Source organism: Alterinioella sp., from assembly GCF_058343375.1.
Map to the genome: position 1 here is coordinate 43,010 of NZ_JBTUJH010000052.1, position 19,014 is coordinate 62,023.

19 protein-coding genes are annotated in these 19,014 nt (G+C 60.0%); 2 read left to right on the forward strand and 17 right to left on the reverse strand.

Going from position 1 to position 19,014, the window contains the following annotated elements; translation table 11 throughout:
* Positions 1-3: 3 nt before the first annotated feature.
* The 17 genes from ACW8PS_RS08295 to ACW8PS_RS08375 form a co-directional block, all read right to left on the reverse strand.
* Positions 4-390, reverse strand: a complete 387-nt coding sequence (locus ACW8PS_RS08295) for a hypothetical protein (protein ID WP_491526889.1) — start codon at positions 388-390, stop codon at positions 4-6.
* A 72-nt stretch (positions 391-462) separates the two neighbouring features.
* A complete protein-coding gene (locus tag ACW8PS_RS08300; protein WP_491526890.1) occupies positions 463-2,064 on the reverse strand; it encodes a nickel-dependent hydrogenase large subunit in 1,602 nt (533 codons plus the stop codon).
* A gap of 21 nt (positions 2,065-2,085) precedes the next feature.
* Positions 2,086-3,123, reverse strand: a complete 1,038-nt coding sequence (locus ACW8PS_RS08305; protein WP_491526891.1) for an NADH-quinone oxidoreductase subunit B family protein — start codon at positions 3,121-3,123, stop codon at positions 2,086-2,088.
* A 156-nt stretch (positions 3,124-3,279) separates the two neighbouring features.
* The gene (locus ACW8PS_RS08310) at positions 3,280-3,522 is read right to left on the reverse strand and encodes a hypothetical protein (protein ID WP_491526892.1); all 243 of its coding nucleotides are present in this window, start codon (positions 3,520-3,522) and stop codon (positions 3,280-3,282) included.
* Entirely contained in the window at positions 3,515-4,969 is a 1,455-nt protein-coding gene (locus tag ACW8PS_RS08315; RefSeq protein ID WP_491526893.1) for a sigma 54-interacting transcriptional regulator, read from the reverse strand. The genes ACW8PS_RS08310 and ACW8PS_RS08315 overlap by 8 nt, the downstream gene beginning before the upstream one ends.
* A 316-nt stretch (positions 4,970-5,285) precedes the next feature.
* Complete coding sequence (gph, locus tag ACW8PS_RS08320; RefSeq protein WP_491526894.1) at positions 5,286-5,936, reverse strand: phosphoglycolate phosphatase; 651 nt, start codon at positions 5,934-5,936, stop codon at positions 5,286-5,288.
* Between the two features lie 28 nt (positions 5,937-5,964).
* Positions 5,965-6,657: an HAD-IA family hydrolase gene (locus tag ACW8PS_RS08325; RefSeq protein WP_491526895.1), complete on the reverse strand. Its 693-nt coding sequence runs from the start codon at positions 6,655-6,657 to the stop codon at positions 5,965-5,967.
* Entirely contained in the window at positions 6,657-7,346 is a 690-nt protein-coding gene (gene rpe / locus ACW8PS_RS08330; protein ID WP_491526896.1) for a ribulose-phosphate 3-epimerase, read from the reverse strand. Before rpe ends, ACW8PS_RS08325 begins: the two co-directional genes overlap by 1 nt.
* The gene (gene cbbX, locus ACW8PS_RS08335; RefSeq protein WP_491526897.1) at positions 7,343-8,281 is read right to left on the reverse strand and encodes a CbbX protein; all 939 of its coding nucleotides are present in this window, start codon (positions 8,279-8,281) and stop codon (positions 7,343-7,345) included. The genes rpe and cbbX overlap by 4 nt, the downstream gene beginning before the upstream one ends.
* A gap of 74 nt (positions 8,282-8,355) precedes the next feature.
* A complete protein-coding gene (locus tag ACW8PS_RS08340; RefSeq protein ID WP_491526898.1) occupies positions 8,356-8,745 on the reverse strand; it encodes a ribulose bisphosphate carboxylase small subunit in 390 nt (129 codons plus the stop codon).
* 23 nt (positions 8,746-8,768) lie between these two features.
* Positions 8,769-10,232 carry a form I ribulose bisphosphate carboxylase large subunit gene (locus ACW8PS_RS08345; protein ID WP_491526899.1) on the reverse strand — a complete coding sequence of 488 codons (1,464 nt, stop codon included), beginning with the start codon at positions 10,230-10,232 and terminating at the stop codon, positions 8,769-8,771.
* A 24-nt stretch (positions 10,233-10,256) separates the two neighbouring features.
* The gene (fba, locus tag ACW8PS_RS08350) at positions 10,257-11,339 is read right to left on the reverse strand and encodes a class II fructose-bisphosphate aldolase (RefSeq protein WP_491526900.1); all 1,083 of its coding nucleotides are present in this window, start codon (positions 11,337-11,339) and stop codon (positions 10,257-10,259) included.
* A complete protein-coding gene (locus tag ACW8PS_RS08355; protein WP_491526901.1) occupies positions 11,339-12,559 on the reverse strand; it encodes a phosphoglycerate kinase in 1,221 nt (406 codons plus the stop codon). The genes fba and ACW8PS_RS08355 overlap by 1 nt, the downstream gene beginning before the upstream one ends.
* Positions 12,556-13,557, reverse strand: coding sequence for a type I glyceraldehyde-3-phosphate dehydrogenase (gene gap / locus ACW8PS_RS08360; RefSeq protein WP_491526902.1), 1,002 nt, complete (start codon positions 13,555-13,557; stop codon positions 12,556-12,558). The genes ACW8PS_RS08355 and gap overlap by 4 nt, the downstream gene beginning before the upstream one ends.
* An 11-nt stretch (positions 13,558-13,568) precedes the next feature.
* Positions 13,569-15,548: a transketolase gene (gene tkt, locus ACW8PS_RS08365; RefSeq protein WP_491526903.1), complete on the reverse strand. Its 1,980-nt coding sequence runs from the start codon at positions 15,546-15,548 to the stop codon at positions 13,569-13,571.
* A gap of 11 nt (positions 15,549-15,559) precedes the next feature.
* Complete coding sequence (locus tag ACW8PS_RS08370) at positions 15,560-16,432, reverse strand: phosphoribulokinase (RefSeq protein ID WP_491526904.1); 873 nt, start codon at positions 16,430-16,432, stop codon at positions 15,560-15,562.
* Positions 16,433-16,445: 13 nt separating this feature from the next.
* A complete protein-coding gene (locus ACW8PS_RS08375; RefSeq protein WP_491526908.1) occupies positions 16,446-17,393 on the reverse strand; it encodes a class 1 fructose-bisphosphatase in 948 nt (315 codons plus the stop codon).
* A 158-nt stretch (positions 17,394-17,551) separates the two neighbouring features.
* Between ACW8PS_RS08375 and ACW8PS_RS08380 the strand changes: the two genes are divergently transcribed.
* Both ACW8PS_RS08380 and ACW8PS_RS08385 read left to right on the forward strand, forming a co-directional pair.
* On the forward strand, positions 17,552-18,484 hold the full coding sequence (locus ACW8PS_RS08380; RefSeq protein WP_491526905.1) for a LysR family transcriptional regulator: 933 nt from the start codon (positions 17,552-17,554) through the stop codon (positions 18,482-18,484).
* A 191-nt stretch (positions 18,485-18,675) separates the two neighbouring features.
* The coding region (locus ACW8PS_RS08385; protein ID WP_491526907.1) for a DUF937 domain-containing protein at positions 18,676-19,014 on the forward strand (339 nt) is incomplete at its 3' end.

Here is a 19,014-nt window from a genome sequence, read left to right on the forward strand (position 1 = left end):
CTTCTAGATACGCCACAACCGGCACCACCAGTCGGGCTTGGCCGGCAGGTCAAGCTCGGGCAGGTCACACCAGCGCTTGTGGACAAGATAATACATGCATTCCTGACAGCGCATCTGGTCTTCGCCATAGGGCTCCAGCAGCCAACCCGACACGATCAGCTTTTCGCGCAGCTGGTCGGCGGACATCGGCCTCAGCTCATCCAGCAATTGGCCGAACTCGCGGTCCGTTTCCGGAAACGGCTCAACCTCGGTTTTCAGACCCTCGGCAAAATGATCTTCGATCATCTGGATAAGAATATCATGTGAGGCCTCGGCCGGTGTCAGGCCGTATTTATCCAGATAAGCCTGTCGTCGCGCGTCGCTGATGGAATTGTCCTGACTTTCAGACATGCCGACCTCCAATCATTCAGAATGGAAATGACGGCGGGAATGCTTCCCCGCCGCCAGATTTTCAATAGTATACTAAGCTGTGCGGAACCGCGCCAGTTCTTCGCCGGTTTTTGCATCATGGGCATGCACCGTGCAGACCAGACAGCTATCATAGGACCGGCAGACATGGCCCACTTCGACCGGATCGGCATTGTTCTTGATCGGCGTGCCAATCAGAGCCTCCTCAATGGGCCCGCGTTCGCCATCGGCCGTCCGCGGTCCGACATTCCAAGTGGTCGGCGCAATGATCTGGTAGTTCTTGATCTTACCATCCTCCACGTCGATCCAGTGGCACAGCGCCCCCCGGATGGCTTCGGTGGCACCCCAGCCCTGACCGTCTTTTTCGGTCGGCTTGATATACCATTCATCGTTCAGCTTGAACTCGCGCAGGTTACGCTCGGCTTCGCGATACAGAATGCACAGCTCATGCATCCGGGCAAAGTGGCGCAGCATGGTCGAGGCCCCCCCCATCTTGCGATACATGTCCAGGATCAGGCCATCCTTGTGCTGGAAATCCTTGCCTTCATCATTGCCGGCAATCAGGCGGCGCGACAGGGCACCGGCTTCCAGGCGGCCACTTTCGGCATGCGCTACGGCGGTCGACCAGGAATATTTGCCAGCGTGATCCATGGTGTTCTTCTGGGTCGGGTTGGTGGTCCGGTCAAACGGGTGAACCCCGCCTTCGCCTTCATCATACCAGGCGTGTTTGGTATCTTCGCGCACAAAGGACTGATCCATCGGTGAAAACGTATCCGTTGCGCCATCATAGATGCCGGTTTTCATGATCACCGCATCCGCGCGCCCGGCAATGGTCGGGTTCTGGTAATGATCCTCATGCGGCAGATATCCCCAGGTCACGAACTTTCCGTGGCCCTTGCCGTAATGATCCAGACCGATATCCTTGGACATGCGCCAGAACAGACCCAGATCGGAATTGGCGTGTTCGGGCTTTTCATCCAGCCAGGCTTCGAACTGCTCCAGCGTCTGAATTTCCTCATAGCGCTCGATCGAACAGCCCAGCCACAGGTTCTCGATCCAGTTCTGCCGGAAATGCTCCAGGATCGACCAGGCGCGGGTGATATCGGTCAGGGTCGGGGAACACATCACGCCACCGGGCACCATGAAGGAGGAATGCGGCCATTGCCCGCCCAAAAGCGCGTAGATTTCCACCGGACGCCCGGAAATTGTGACGCCAACCTCATAGGATGTGCCGGTAAAGGGCGAATAGCGCTTCACCGCCTCCTCGTAGAACGGGCTCATGGCGTAGTTTTCATTGGTGTAGTCAATCATGAACAGCCCGTAATGGTGACGCGGCAATGATTGAAGCGATTCAACGATCTGGCCAAGGTTGCGCGCCAGAATGGCGTTGCGCGGCACCGTGGTGCCCCAGGCCGTATCCAGCGCCCAGGCGGCACAGGTCAGGTGCGACGCACCACAGATGCCGCAGGCGCGCGGTGTCACCACCAGCCCGGCTTGCGGATCCTTGTCCTTGAGGATCACCTCAAAGCCGCGGAACATTTCCGCGCTGGTCCAAGCGTTGGTCACAACACCATCCGTTATATCGACCCGGACATCCAGATCGCCTTCGACGCGCCCAACTGGCGAAATGTCGAGTGTTTCTACTGCTGCAGACATTATTCTCTCTCCTGTTTCGCGTTAAACGACAAAGATATCTTCTTCGGCCCAGGCCGGTGCGGCACCTTTGGCGGCGGCGGTCAGCTTGATATATCCCTTCTTGTCCACACCTTTGGGCATGTCCTTGGGAATGCCCATCACGGTCTGGGTCTTGAACACCGTGCCCGGTGCCAGATCAAAGAACGGGAACTCCGGCTCGGTGCAGCCAAGGCAGGGCATGCCGGCGCGGGTTTTCGATGAATGGCGGTTCCACAGGATCCGGTTGCAGGGGCTGTGGGTCATCGGGCCGCGACAGCCAAGATCATAGAACAGGCAGCCCTTGCGCTGACCGAAGGCCGTGGTCGAGACCTTATAGGCAAAGTGCATGTTGCGCGTGCAGCCGGTCTGGGTGAAGGACGAAAAGAATGTCTTGGGGCGGTGGAACTCGTCCAGCGTCAGATCGGCGGTGCGCCCGGAGGCAACGGCCACCAAAATCTGCGTCACCCAATCCGGATGCGCCGGACAGCCCGGAATATTGATCACCGGCAGGCCGGATTTGGCGGTAAAATCGGCCCCCAGCGCACCGCCCTTTTCCCGCTTGAGAAACTGCAGGCCAACGCTGTCGGTCGGGTTTGGTGCCGTGGCCGGAATGCCGCCATAGGTGGCGCAATCGCCGATGGCGACCACGATACCGGCCGCATCGCACAGCTCCCTTACCCAATCCTTCATCGGACGGCCACAAAACCGGTTCCATTCGCCAGTGCCGTTCGGCGCGTTGATCACGGTGCCTTCAAACACAAAAATATCAAGCTGGATTTCGCCCGAGATGCATTTTTCCACGATGGCTTTGACCTCATCGCCAAGCTCCAGGCCCAGCGACGGCTGCCACAGAATATTGATGCCGAAATCTGTTACAAGATCGCAGGCGCTCGGTTCCTCGGCATTCAGGAACGACATCGTATTCCCCGAGCACGCACCCCCCTGAAGCCACAATAGATTTGCCATAGTCGAATTCCTCCCTAGGATTGCGTGTTGCTCAAAACGGCGATTTTCTCCGCAACCATCAATGATCGAAGCCATCCGGATTAACGGGTGCCCTGGCTCATGATCATGTGCTTGCAGAAAATTATTGGCCAATCAACTCTCGCCGGTTCCGGCCCAAAACCTGTAACAAACTGCAAACTGACAACCAAGTTTGCATGGCTTGTGTAAACTTGGTGTTCAGTCGGAAGCCGATCAGCCGCGCTTGCCGCAGACCGGGCATTCGACTTCAAAGAAATATGTATACCAAATTCCCTTGCACGAACTGCACCAATGGCCCTTGGCCCCCCGGCCCGAAGACTTGACCGAGGCCGACATCTTGGTCAGGCCCAGATTGCGCGGCGCATGTTTGTGTTTTGACACACCCGATCTGGAAAACGGAAACGGGATCACGCCCTCGGGGTTACCGGGTTCATCGGGGTCGTCCGGCTCAGCCATGGCCCATCGCCTTGCGCAGCTCGTATCGCTTGATCTTGTTGGCAAGCCCGACCCGCGACAGCCCCAGATCTGTCGCGACCTTGCTTTGATTCCAGTGATTCTCGGCCAGACTCTTTGACAAGATCATCTGTTCCAGATTTTCGACCTTTTCCTTCAGCGTCGCACCGGCCGGAAAATAGGCACCGTTCTCGGGCGAAATGACCGGCGCGCTGGTGATCTTTTCCGACAGGTGGCGCAGCGCGATATAACCGCCCTGCTCGGCCACCGCCACCATCCGTTGGACCTCGGTTTCAAGCTCGCGGACATTGCCGGGAAAGCTGTAATTCTCCAGCCTGTTCAGGGCATCCGACGTCACACCCAGAACCCGCCGCCCCACCACGCCGGCATATTTCTCGACGAAAAACTGGGTCAGGACCGGGATATCGCCCTTGCGCTCGTTCAATGGCGGCAATTCCAGTTGAAACCCGCGCAGCCGATAGAACAGATCACGGCGAAACTTGCCCTCTTCCACCAGTTTCTCGATCGACTTGTTCGAGGCCGCGATGATCCGGACATCGGCATGCAACGTTTTATCGGATCCCAGCGGCTTGACCTCGCCCTCTTGCAGAAACCGCAACAGGGCAATCTGGAAATGCGGCGAAATCTCGGACACCTCATCCAGAAAGACCGTGCCGCCATCGGCGGCGCGAAACAGCCCGAGCCGATCGGCGATGGCACCGGGGAATCCGCCGCGAATATGGCCAAACAGCTCCGAATACAGCGCATCATCGCTGACCCCGCCACAGTTCTGGCTGTGCATCGGCGAATTCATCCGGTCCGAATTGAAATGGATCGCACGCGCCAGCAGCTCCTTGCCGGTTCCGGTGGCCCCCTGGATGAGAACCGGCATGCTGGTTGTCGCGGCCACCTTTGCTTCACCGACCACCTCCGCCATTTTTGCGCAGGTATAGACCAGCCGCTCGAACTGCGAGAATCCACCCTGAACCGAGCTGTCCTCCGCCCGGTCAAAGATACCATCATCCAGGGACAGCTTCAGCTCGCGGCTCAAAATCCTGTGGCGGCGCGACAATTCGGTATGTTCAAGCGCGCGTTTGACGACAATCCTGACCTGCTTTTCGTCAATCGGCTTGATCATATACAAGAATGACGCGGTTTTTTCACATAGCGCGATACCCTCTTCCAGATCCTTGCGATCAAAGACGATTATCCGGCAGCATCCCGGATGCGACAGCCGTGATTGGACCAGCGCATTGGCCTTGTCGGCAAGCGTCGCGTCAAAATCCCCAAGGATAAGGTCAACCTCGATCTCGTTCAGCCGGCGGATCGCGGTTGCATCATCCTCACAATAAACCAGCCGATAGCCTTCAGTTTCGCTCAGCGCCTTGGACGCGGCCCGGATGACTTTCGGATCAGAAGATTTTACAAGTACGGTCTGGGTGCTGGCCATGGCGTTTCTCTGGAAAATGATCCCTGAAGCGTAGATGGATTTGGGCAACTTAGTTTACATATTGTCAAGAGAATATACAAACTTCAGAAGAAATCCACCCGTTTCACACGCGCGCTTCGCAAGATATAGCCCGTCTCGGAAAACCTGAATCCCTTCACGCTGCCTGAAAACAAAGATTTCAACGCGGTTCAAGCGATGCGCCCTGTCCGGCTGCTGCGAGACGTGCTTCAGTGCCGCAGACGCCCCGATTGGCCCCGCCGGGCCACCCGCCAACCGGCCATGGCGCGGCCGGGATGGCGTGGGCTGGCCAATGCGGTCACATCTTGGTCAATATGTCGGGCAACTCACTGAAATCACTGAAAAGAGCGTCATACGGAATGTCTTCAACCGGGCTTTTCCGATAGCCGCCGCTGAACAAGGCAAAGGGAATGCCCGCGGCCATCGCGGTCGCGGCATCCACTTCGCTGTCACCGACATAGACAACATCGGTGCCGCCCAGCTGCGCGATACAGGCATGCATCATGGCCGGGTCGGGCTTATGGGTCGGCAGGCTGTCGCCGCCGATCACCGAGCCGAAATAGCCATCAATATCCAGCCCCCGCAGCACCTGCATCGTGATGTGATGCACCTTGTTGGTGCACACCCCCATTGCGCTGCCCTGTGATCTCAACCCGTCCAGCACCTGCCGCACACCGGGGTAAAGCACCGTCCCGGCCACCGGATCGGCAGCATAGATCCGCGCGAATTGCCGGGTCAGATCGGCATGGCGTTCGGGGCTGAAAGCAATGTCCGATGCAAGCATCACCCGTTCCACCAGTTTCGGCACGCCATTTCCGATAAAGGCGCGCACCGTATCCAGCGCCAGCGGGGCCTTGCCCAGATCGGCCAGCAACCGATTGGCCGAGGCCTGCAAATCGGGGGCGGAATCACATAATGTTCCGTCGAGATCAAAGATCACCGCGCGCATGTCCAACTCTCCTTATTCGCCAATGGCCCTATTCCAGCACCGCATTCAGCTTGGCGATACTGTCGATCTCGGTGAAACAGCCGATCACCGCCGCCGCTTCGCCAAAATCAGACCCTTTGGTGTAAACACCCGGTGACACCACACAGGCCACACCGGCACCGATGCACGATAGCAGCCCGTTTCGGCTGTCCTCCAGTCCGACACAGTCGCCCGGTGCCAGCCCCAGCCCGGCCAGGGCAAGGTTGAACACATCCGGGGCGGGCTTCTTGTGTTCCACCTCGTCCCCGGCGGCGATGATTTCAAAGACCTCATCCGCTTGTTTGCCGAAACAGGCCTCGCTCAGACGGTCGACATTGGGCCGGTTGGTGGTGGTGGCCACCGCGACCCGGATGCCGTTGCGCGCCGCATCCGCGATCAGATCGGCAATGCCCGGGCGCAGATCGACGCCACCGGCGGCGATCAGCTCGCCATAAATCGCCGTCTTGCGGCGGTGGATTTCGGCAATTTTCTCCTGATCCGCGGGCTGGTTCAGATGATCCCGCAGATAGGTCGTCATCCGTTCCTTGCCGCCGGTCGTCTGCAACAGTTCCCGATAGATCTGCTGCGACCAGACCCAGGGCAGACCAAATTCGGCGAATGTCAGATTGAAGGCCCGGCGATGGGCTTCTTCGGTTTCCGACAAGGTGCCGTCGACATCGAAAATGATCGCCTTGACCCCCATTACCTGGCAGCTTCCGACGCGGCGCGGATGGCGCGGATATTGTCGCCATAGGGGCCGGGGTTGGCAACCGATCCACCCTTGAACACGGCCGAGCCCGCCACCAGCACATCCGCCCCCGCCGCCGCCATCAGCGGCCCGGTTTGCGGCGTGATGCCGCCGTCGATCTCGATATGAATATCCCGATCCCCGATCATCTGGCGGATCGCCACAACCTTGTCGATCTGGCTATGGATGAATTTCTGCCCACCAAAGCCGGGATTGACCGTCATCACGCAGACCAGATCAACAAGATCCATGACATATTCAATGGCGCTGGCCGGGGTGGACGGGTTCAGCGCCACCCCCGCCTTGCAGCCCAGATCACGGATATATTGCAGCGACCGGTGCAGATGCGGCCCGGCCTCGACATGGATGGTCAGAATGTCCGATCCGGCATCGGCAAAGGCCTTCAGATATTGATCGACGGGCGCGATCATCAGATGCACATCCATCACCGTCTTGATATGGGGCCGGATCGCCTTGCAGGTATCCGGGCCAAAGGTGATGTTGGGCACGAAATGCCCATCCATCACATCGACATGAACCCAATCGCAGCCCTGCGCTTCGATGGCCGCGCATTCGGCCCCGAAATTGGCGAAATCGGCGGCCAGGATCGAAGGCGCGATCTTGATGGAACGATCAAAGCTCATTTTGCTTCTCCCTGATGGATCGGCCGGTCGACATCCAGACCGCCCTGAAACACCCGGCTGGCGCGGATATCCTCCTCGCATATGGTGCTGAGCGCCCTGGCATCCAACGGTCCTTTTGAATGGGTAAACAAGCGGTTGGCCTGACGCAGCCGGGCCCGGTCCAGCGCGTTGCGGATCGAGCGCGCATTGGCGAAATGCGGCTGGGCCCGGCGCAGGTCGATATATTCGACCATGGCCACGCGCGCGGCATCGTCAAATTCATAGCTCTGCTCGGCCAGCATTTTCTCGGCGATCTCGATCAGCTCCGCGTCGCCGTAATCGGGAAATTCGATATGATGCGCGATGCGTGATCGAAACCCGGGATTGGCGGAAAAGAACTTGTCCATCCGGTCGGCATATCCGGCCATCACCACCACCAGATCATCGCGGTTATTCTCCATCACCTGCAGCAGGATCTCGATCGCTTCCTGCCCGTAATCTCGTTCATTGTCCGGGCGGTAGAGGTAATAGGCCTCGTCGATGAACAGCACGCCGCCCATCGCCTTTTTCAGCACTTCCTTGGTTTTCGGCGCAGTATGGCCGATATATTGCCCCACCAGATCATCGCGGGTAACGCTGATCAGATGGCCTTTGCGGACATATCCCAGCCGGTGCAAAAGCCCCGCGATCTTCAACGCCACAGTGGTCTTGCCGGTGCCGGGATTGCCGGAAAAACTCATGTGCAGGGTGGGGGTTTCATGACTCAGCCCCATGGATTGGCGGGCCTTGTCCACCAAGAGCAGGGCGGCGGTTTCGCGGATGCGTTGTTTGACCGGTTCCAGCCCGATCAGCTCGTCATCCAGCTCCTGCAGCACCTCGGCCACGCCGGAACTTTCGTATTCCGCCGCCAGATCAACGGTTGCGGGAACGGATTTCGCTTCTGTTTCGGCGGCCATGGCATGTCCAATACGGTGTTAAAGGGTGTCGGGGCACCCGGATACCCGGATGCCCGATTTTCATTGGCCAAAGCCTATTTGCGAACATCCCAGGCGTAACGCTGGGCACGATCGACAATGTCGGTGCGCTGCAAATGGATGCTCGGCTCTTCTTTCGGGCGGTTCACGATGAAAGACATCTGAATGCTCTCGACGCCGCGGGTGTCGTCAAAGGCCATGATACGGATATAGCTGTCACCATGGGCCTTGCGGCAATCATCCAGCTCCATCATCGCGCCCTTGGGATCCTTGAGATCGAACATCGGGTGGCCCCACATGTTCCAATAGGTGTTCCGCGGGTGTGGATCATCGGTATATTCGATGGCGATGGCCCATTCATTGGCCAGGATATATTCCATCTGGGCCGAAATCTGAACATCGTCCAGATCCGGCAGAAACGAGAAGCAACCTTGGGTAATACGCATAATTCTCTCTCCTGTTTTCTGTCTTAGGACAACGGTGTTTCAGATGTCTGGAAGTCAGACGAATCGGTGGATGCGTAGTTGAAGGTAATGTTGCCCCAAATCTCCAACGCCGCCTCAAGCGGTTTGCAGTGTTTGGCCGCCGAGCGCAGGATCTCGGGGCCCTCATTCCAGATATCGCGGCCCTCATTGCGGGCCAGAACCATGGTTTCCAGCGCCACCCGGTTGGCGGTCGCGCCCGCCTGAATGCCCATCGGATGCCCGATGGTGCCACCGCCAAACTGCAACACCACATCATCGCCAAACAGATGCAGCAACTGGTGCATCTGCCCGGCATGGATGCCGCCCGATGCAACCGGCAACACCTTGTTCATGTCGCACCAGTCCTGTTCAAAGAACAGCCCGCGCGGCAGGTCGACCGCGTTATGGGATTCGCGGCAGACATTATAGAACCCCTGAACCGTCAGCGGATCGCCTTCCAGCTTGCCCACGGCGGTGCCGCAATGCAGGTGGTCGACACCGGCCAGACGCAGCCATTTGGCGATCACCCGGAAGGAAATGCCGTGGTTTTTCTGGCGCGTATAGGTGCCGTGCCCGGCCCGGTGCATATGCAGGATCATGTTGTTGTCGCGGCACCATTTGGAGATCGACTGAATCGCCGTCCAGCCGATGATCAGATCGACCATGACAATGACCGAGCCCAGTTCCTTGGCAAATTCGGCGCGGGCATACATCTCTTCCATGGTGGCGGCGGTAATGTTCAGATAGTGGCCCTTGATCTCGCCGGTCTCGGCGGTGGCCTTGTTCACCGCCTCCATGCAATAGAGGAACCGCTCGCGCCAATGCATGAAGGGCTGGCTGTTGATATTCTCGTCATCCTTCATGAAATCGAGCCCGCCTTTCAGCCCCTCATAGACCACACGGCCATAATTGCGGCCCGACAGGCCCAGCTTGGGCTTGGTGGTGGCCCCCAGCAGCGGCTTGCCGAACTTGTCCAGCCGCTCGCGTTCAACCACCAGACCGGTCGGCGGTCCGGCAAAGGTCTTCACATAGGTGGTCGGAAACCGCATATCCTCCAGCCGCGCCGCCAGCAGCGGCTTGAAGGAAAACACATTGCCGATGATCGAGGCGGTCAGATTGGCAATCGAGCCTTCCTCGAACAGGATGATGTCATAGGCGATATAGCAGAAATACTGTTCCGGGTTATTCGGCACCTGCTCGACCTTATAGGCCTTGGCGCGGTAGCTGTCGCAGGCGGTCAGCCGGTCGGTCCAGACCACTGTCCAGGTCGCGGTGGAGCTTTCACCGGCCACCGCGGCGGCGGCCTCGATCGGGTCGACACCGGGCTGCGGCGTGATCCGAAACAGCGCCAGAATGTCGGTATCCTTGGGCTCGTAATCACCGTCCCAATAGCCCATCTGGGCATATTTCAAAACACCCGCGGCATAGCGCTTTTTCTTGTCGGTTATCTGGGTTTTATCTTCGCTCATTTTCTGGCTCCTGTTGGTCTGGGATTATTCAGCCGCCCGGGCGGCCACGATTTTCGGATCAAGCGATCCGTCGGCATAGCGTTGGGCCATGTCGTCCATGTCGATGACCTTGATCTTGTGGGCATTTCCGGCGGTGCCGAAACGTTCGAACCGGTCCAGGCACAGCGCCTGCATCGCCTCCATCGCCGGGATCAGAAACTTGCGCGGGTCGAACTGGGTGCCATCCTGCATCGCCACCTTGCGGAACTGGCCGGTCATCGCCATCCGGCAATCGGTGTCGATATTGACCTTGCGCACACCCATGCGGATACCGCGCTCGATTTCCTCGACCGGCACCCCGTAGGTTTGCGGCATGTCCCCGCCAAATTCGTTGATGATGTCCTGCAATTCCTGCGGCACCGAGGATGATCCGTGCATCACCAGATGGGTGCCGGGCAGCTTGGCGTGGATCGCCTCGATCACATGCATCGCCAGAATCTCGCCATCGGGCTTGCGGCTGAACTTATAGGCCCCGTGGCTGGTGCCACAGGCGATGGCCAGCGCATCAACCTTGGTCCTGTTGACGAAATCGACCGCCTGATCGGGATCGGTCAGCAATTGTTCCATGCTCAGCTTGCCGGTGGCGCCCGAGCCGTCTTCCTCACCCGCCTCGCCGGTTTCCAGGCTGCCCAGCACGCCAAGCTCACCCTCGACGGATGCCCCGACCCAATGGGCCATGCGCGATACGCGCTCGGTGATCTCGACATTGTAGTCATAGGAGGCCGGGGTTTTCATATCGGCCTCAAGCGAGCCATCCATCATCACGGATGTGAACCCATGCCGGATCGCCGATGAACAGGTGGCTTCATTATTGCCGTGGTCCTGATGCATGCAGATCGGATTGTCGGGATACATTTCCGCCAAAGCCTGGATCATGTGGCGCAGCATGATGTCACCGGCATAGGATCGCGCGCCACGGCTGGCCTGCATGATCACCGGCGCATCGCATTTCTTTGCCGCCGCCATGATCGCAAGGCCCTGCTCCATGTTGTTGATGTTGAAGGCCGGCACGCCGTAATCATTCTCGGCAGCGTGGTCCAAAAGCTGTCTCAGGGTTATCAAGGCCATTATTCGTTCCTCTGATTTGCAACCGCTGCATCGCGCAGCGCGGCAATGGCGGGCAATTCCTTGCCTTCCAGCCATTCAAGAAAGGCTCCACCGGCGGTGGAAACATAGGTGAAATCATCGCCCGCTCCGGCCATGTTGAGGGCCGCAACCGTGTCTCCGCCGCCCGCGATGGAGGCCAGCGCGCCCGCTCGCGTCAGTTCGGCGGCCTTGCGCGCCAGGGCGATGGTTGCCCGGTCAAACGGCTCCATCTCGAACGCGCCCATCGGGCCATTCCACAGGAGGGTTTTCGCGGCCTCAAACTCCTTGCCGATCGCCGCGACCGATTTCGGACCGGCATCCAGGATCATCGCACCCTCGGGGCAGCCATCGATACCCGTCGTGATATTTCGGGCGTTCGGGGCAAATTCATCGGCGCAGACGATATCGACCGGCAGGATGATCCTGCAGCCCGATTTTGCCGCCAGCGCCCGGATTTCATGCACGGTTGGCACCTGATCCGGCTCGCTCAGCGATGTCCCGATCGGATGCCCGTCGGCCAGCATGAACGTGTTGGCCATACCGCCGCCCACAACCACCGCGTCAACCTTGCCGACCAGGTTTTTCAGCACCGCAATCTTGCTCGACACCTTGGCCCCGCCCACCACCGCCACGGCCGGGCGTTTCGGGTCTTCCAATGCCGCCGACAGCGCCGCAATCTCTTCATCCATCAGCGGCCCGGCAAAGGCAGGCAGCAGTTTCGTGATTGCCGCCGTAGAGGCATGCGCCCGATGCGCGGTTGAAAACGCATCATTGACATAGATCTCACCCAGCTTGGCCAGTTCCGCGGCAAAGCCGGGGTCGTTGGCCTCCTCGCCGGGATGAAACCGCAGGTTCTCGCACAGCAGAACTTCGCCATCCTGCAACGCCTCGCTGGCGGCAATGGCGGCCTCACCGATGCAATCGGGCGCAAATGCAACCTCGCGGCCCAGCGCCTCAGCCAGGGCCGGAACAATCGGCGCGAGGGTGAACTCCATGTTGCGCTGCCCCTTGGGGCGGCCAAAATGCGACAGCACCGTAATCCGCGCGCCCGCCGTCAAAAGCGGCCTCATGCCCTCTGCAAACCGGGTGATCCTTGTGGCATCGCTGACCCGCCCGCCCTGCACCGGCGCGTTCAGATCGGCCCGCACAACCAGCCGCTTGCCGGCCAGATTGGCCGCAGATATGACCCGGGGCCTGCTCACAGCAGCTTCCCCATGGCGACGGCGGTATCGGCCATCCGGTTCGAAAAGCCCCATTCATTGTCATACCAGGACAGGATCCGGCATGATTTCCCATCCATCACCTTGGTCTGGTCCATGTGAAAGATCGAAGACCGGGGATCATGGTTGAAATCAGAAGACACGTTGGGCACGTCGGTATAGCCCAGAATGCCCTTCAGCGGGCCATCGGCGGCGGCGCGGATGGCATCATTGATCTCCTCGACCGAGGTCTTGCGCTTGGCATCAAACTTCAGATCGACCACCGAGACATTGGGCGTCGGCACCCGGATCGCGGTGCCATCCAGCCTGCCGTTCAGCTCCGGCAGAACCAGCCCCACCGCCTTGGCGGCCCCGGTCGTTGTCGGGATCATCGACATCGCGGCAGCGCGGGCGCGGTAGAAATCCCGGCGCATCACATCCAGCGTCGGCTGGTCGCCGGTATAGGAATGGATCGTGGTCATGAAACCGCGTGTGATGCCAATCGCATTATGCAGCACATAGGCCACCGGCGACAGGCAGTTGGTGGTGCAGGACGCATTGGACACAATCAGGTCATCAGCCGTCAGCGCATCATGATTGACCCCGAACACGATGGTCTTGTCGGCCCCGGCCCCCGGCGCGGAAATCAGCACCCGTTTGGCACCGCTTTCCAGCAGCAGGGCCGCCTTGTCGCGGGCGGTGAAGATGCCGGTGCATTCCAGCGCGATATCGACATCGCCCCAAGGCAGATCGCTCGGGATATTCAGCGCCGTGACCTTGATCGGGCCGGTGCCGACATCAATGATGTCGCCATCCACCACCACGGTGCCGGGAAACCGGCCATGAACGGAATCAAACTTCAGCAGATGCGCATTCATCTCGACCGGGCCGAGATCATTGATCGCCACCACTTCGATATCGGTGCGTCCGCTCTCGACAATGGCGCGCAGGATATTGCGCCCGATACGTCCAAAACCGTTGATGGCTACTTTTACTGTCATGGTCTTTCCTCTCAGCTTGCCAACAGGGCACGCGCAGATTGCGCAACGGCGTCGGCCGTGATGCCAAATTTCTTGAACAGCAGGGGTGCCGGGGCCGAGGCACCAAAGCCGGTCATGCCGATAAAGGCGCTGTTTTCGCCCAGCAAAGCCTCCCAGCCCTGCTTGACCATCGCCTCCACGCCGACCCGCGGGGCCGTTCCCAGAACCGCGGCGCGATAGGCACCATCCTGATCTGCGAACAGCTCGAAACAGGGGGCCGAGACCACCGCCGCATTGATGCCCTCCGCCGCCAGCAGATCGGCCGCGCCCTGCGCAATCTCGACCTCCGATCCGGTGGCAATCAGGGTGACATCGCGCGCGCCATCAGTCTCGCGCAGAACATAGGCCCCGCGTGCGCTCAGATTTTCATCACTATGGGCCATGCGCAGCGTCGGCAGGCCCTGGCGCGACAGGCACAAAACCGAAGGCGTCGCGTCGCTCATCACCGCCAGTTCCCAGCATTCGGCGGTTTCCACCGCGTCGGCGGGGCGAAACAGATTCAGGTTCGGCATCGCCCGCAGGCTGGCAACATGTTCAACCGGCTGATGCGTCGGGCCGTCCTCACCCAGCCCAATGCTGTCATGCGTCATCACATAGGTGACCGGCAGCCCCATCAGCGCCGACAGCCGGATCGCGCCACGGCAATAGTCGGCGAATGCCAGAAAAGTGCCGGCATAGGGCCGGATGCCGCCATGCAGGAACAACCCGTTCATTGCGGCGGCCATGGCGTGTTCGCGCACCCCGTAATAGATATAATCGCCGCTGTAATTGTCTTTTGAAAACCCGGACATGCCCGATGTCAGGGTCAAGTTTGACCCAGTCAGATCGGCCGATCCGCCAACCATGTCGGGCACCGCCCGGTTGACCACTTCCAGCGCCATTTGCGAGGCTTTGCGCGTCGCCACCTTGGGGGCCTCGGCAGACAGGCTCTGCTTATGCGCGGCAATCGCGGCGCTCAAACCCTGACGCGAAGACCCGTCCTGCGCCGCAAAGAATGCCGCCGCCGATGGCGATGCCTTGGCCCGGACCTCCCAGGCCTCGCGCGCAGCCCGGCCACGATCCGCAACCGCATGCCACGACGCATAGACATCATCGGGAATTTCAAAGGCCGGGTGCGGCCAGCCCAGCGCCGCGCGGGTCAGGGCGATTTCCTCATCGCCCAGGGGCGCGCCATGGGTGGCCGATGTGCCCTGCTTGTTGGGCGCGCCGTAGCCGATGATGGCTTTGCAGGCAATCAGACTGGGGCGGGTTTCATCGGCGCGGGCCGCCGCAATCGCCCGCGCAACCGCATCCTTGTCATGCGCATCGACCGCGATCACCTGCCAACCGGCGGCGGCAAACCGCGCCTTTTGATCGGTCGAGGTCGACAGGTCGGTGCCGCCATCAATGGTGATCGAATTGTCGTCCCACATCACGATCAACCGGCCCAGCCCCATATGCCCGGCCATGTCGATGGCCTCATGGCTGATGCCCTCCATCAAACAGCCATCGCCGCAAATCACATAGGTCCGGTGATCCACCACATCATCACCGAACTTCGCGTTCTGCATCCGCTCGGCAATGGCCATTCCGACAGCGGTCGCAATGCCCTGCCCCAGCGGGCCGGTGGTGGTCTCGATGCCATCGGCATGGCCATATTCAGGGTGGCCCGCCGTGCGATAGCCAAGCTGGCGGAAATTGCGGATCTGCTCCATATCCATATCCGCATAGCCCAGCAGATGATGGATGGCGTAGATCAGCATCGAACCATGCCCGGCCGACAGAACGAACCGGTCCCGGTCGGGCCATTTCGGGGCCGAAGGGTCAAGGCTGATGAACCGGTTGAACAGCACCGCGGCCACATCCGCCATGCCCATCGGCATGCCGGGATGGCCGGAATTTGCCGCCTGCACCGCATCCATCGCCAGGGCGCGAATGGCGTTTGCCATGTTGGTTTCTGCGATCTGGGTCATCGGGGTCCTCCTCAGGCGCGGCGGGCGTTGTCGATCAGGCGAAGAATCAGCGGCGTCAGGATCAGCTGCATGGCCAGATCGGTCTTGCCGCCGGGCACCACGATGGAATTGGCGCGGCTCATCCACGACCCGTCGATCATGCTGGTCAGATAGGGAAAATCGATCCCGCGCGGGTTGGCGAAACGGATCACCACCAGGCTTTCATCCAGCGTCGGGATTGATCGGGCAATGAACGGGTTGGAGGTATCGACCACCGGCACCCGCTGAAAATTGATATTGGTCTGGGAAAACTGCGGCATGATGCAATTCACATAGGCGTCCATCCGGCGCAGGATCACATCGGTGACGGCCTCGGTGGAATAGCCGCGCACATCGCGGTCGCGGTGGATTTTCTGGATCCATTCCAGATTGACCACCGGCACCACGCCAATCTTCAGATCGGCATGATCGGCGATCTTGAACTCATCGGTCCTCACCGCCCCGTGCAGGCCCTCGTAAAACAGGATATGCGAATCTTCCTCAAACGCGGTCCAATCGGTAAACTCCCCCGATGGCACCCCCAGCTCAGCGGCCTCGGCATCGCTGTGCACATAGACCCGGGTGCGCCCGGCACCGGTCTCGCCATATTCGCGGAACACCCGTTCCAGCTCGGCCAGCTCATTGGCCTCCAGGCTGAAATGGCTGAAGGAATGATCCCCCGCCGCCAGCCGCTTTTCCAGTTCGCCCTTCATGTCGACCCGGTTATAGCGGTGGAACGCATCGCCCTCGATGGAGACCGACCGGATGCCCTCGCGGCGGAAAATCTGGTCAAACGTGTTCTTGACAGTGGATGTCCCCGCCCCGGAGGACCCGGTGACCGAGATGATGGGATGCTTGGTGCTCATATCTAGGATCCTTTCAGGTGCGGAAAAACCCGCGCTTGCCGAACAGCGCCGAGATTTCGTTGTCGGGCAGATCGCAATAGGCGGAAATCCTGTCGACCTTGTTTGCCGAGCCGAACACGAAAGGCGTCCGGGCGTGCAATTCGCCGGCCTGATTGTCCAGGATCGGATCAATCGCATCGGTGGCCTTGCCGCCGGCCTGTTCCACCACAAAGGCGATCGGGGCGCATTCATACAGCATCCGCAGGCGGCCCCGCTGATATCCGTTGCGGCTGTCGCCGGGGTATAGGAAGACCCCGCCGCGCGACAGGATCCGGTGGGTTTCGGCCACCAGCGAGGCAATCCAGCGCATGTTGAAATCCTTGCCGCGCGGCCCTTCGGATCCATCAACGCAATCGTCGATAAAGGCCCGGATCGGGCGTGGCCAATGCCGGTAATTCGACGCGTTGATGGCGTATTCGGTGGTATCGGCGGGGATCTGCATCTTCGGGTTGACCAGCAGAAACTGGCGGCTGCGGCTGTCCATGGTGAATTGCAGGGTGCCATTGCCGAAGGTGACAACCAGCCCGCATTGCGGCCCGAAAATGAAATACCCGCCCGCAATCTGTTCGCGGCCTCGGCGCAAAAAGCTCTTGCCGGGATCCGCGACCGCCTCAAATATCGAAAAGATCATGCCGATCGACACATTGGCATCAATATTCGAGGATCCGTCCAGCGGGTCGATGGCAAGGGCCAGATTGCCCGAGGGGTTCAGTTCGGCGATGTCATCGCGTTCCTCGGACGCATACCAGCGCACCATCGTGCCCTGCAGCGCCGCCGCATAGGCCTCATCGGCAATCAGGTCGAGCGCCTTTTGGCCGTCGCCGCCAAGATTGGTTCCGACCGCCGCCGCCAGATCGCCTGCCAGGGGTCCGTCTGCGATTGTCTGGGCCAGTTTTTCCGAGACGTCACACAGCGCCGACATCACCGGCAACAGCGCCGCAGGGATGCCTTGTGTTTCGCTGATTGGTGTATGCTCGGCCATCAAATACTGTCCCCCGGTGAAATGTGCCTGCAGTCACCATGGGCTGGCCTGAGCAAAAGAAACATTGAAATTATTATTTGTTGGATTAAAATAAATTTATGCTCCGCCCCTCTGCAATCACCCTCAAACAACTGCGCGCCCTGTCCGCGATTCACCAACGCGGCTCGGTCACTCTGGCCGCCGAGAGCTTGCAACTGACGGTGCCGGCGGTGTCGACCCAGCTCAAATTGCTGGCGCAGAATATCGGCACGAAACTGGTGGTCCGAAGCAGCGATGGACGGACAGAGCTGACCCTGCAGGGCCTTCAGGTTCTGGCCACGATCAATAAAATCGACACCGCGCTTGAGCGTTGTTTTCAAAGCATAGATGCCATCAACAGCGGCAAATCCGGGCTGGTCACGCTTGGCGTTGTCAGCACCGGAAAATATTATGCGCCGTCGATTCTGGCCCTGGCAAAGCAGGAGCTGCCGGACGTTCACATCAACCTCATCATCGGCAATCGGCACCAGATAATCTCGGCGCTCGCGGATCATTCCCTGGATCTCGTCATCATGGGCCGACCGCCCCGCCACCCGGCGGTCGACTCGATCCTGCTCGGGGATCATCCGCATGTTCTGATTGCACCGCCGGATCATCCGCTGGCGGGAAAGCGCGACATTCTGCCCCAGCAAATCCTGTCAGAAACCATAATCATGCGCGAACGCGGCTCTGGCACCCGCATCCTGATGGAGCGCTTTCTGGATCGAATCGGTGAAGGCGACACCTATGAATCGATCGAGTTCAATTCCAATGAGACCATCAAACAGGCGGTAATTGCCGGATTGGGCATTGCCCTGATTTCGGCCCATACCGTCAGCGATGCCCTTGCCGAAGGCCGCATTGTCGCGCTTGACCTGCCCGGCCTACCGATCATCCGCCGCTGGTTTCTGGTCCGCGCCGTTGATGCAAACCAAACACCGGTATCGCGGCGGGTGCGCGATTTCCTGGCCAGTAATGCCGATACGTTTCTGCCCGCATATAACGCCGATTGAAGCCCCCCCTGAGGGCATCGGCGCGGCGCTGGCATGGAACCTGGCGGAATAGTGACGTCAAACGCGGCACCAGGTTGCGGGCCGGGGATTGTCGGCCCGGCAGATATCGGGACCTGCACTTACCTTCCCAATTGCAGCCATTCATGTTCCCATGTTGCCCGAAACCGTTCTTGCACAAAAGGAATACGCCAATGTCCATTCTCCGTTTGCTGCAACAGGCCCAGGGTGGCCAGGGGTTGGGCCAGTTGGCGGCGCAGTTGGGCCTTGATGAGGCGCAAGCCAACAGCCTGACCCAGATGCTGGCCCCGGCGATTGGATCGGCGGCGAACCGGCAGGCGCAATCGGGCGGATTGGGCAGCCTTCTGGGCGCGCTCCGGGGCGAAGCACAGGCCAATAATTTCGACGATGCCGCCGCCGCCGCAAGCGCGCAAGGTCAGGCCCAGGGCCGCGATTTTCTGTCAGCCCTCCTGGGCGGATCCGATCAGGCCGATGGTCTGGCAACCGAGGCCGCCAGCCGCGCCGGGGTCGAT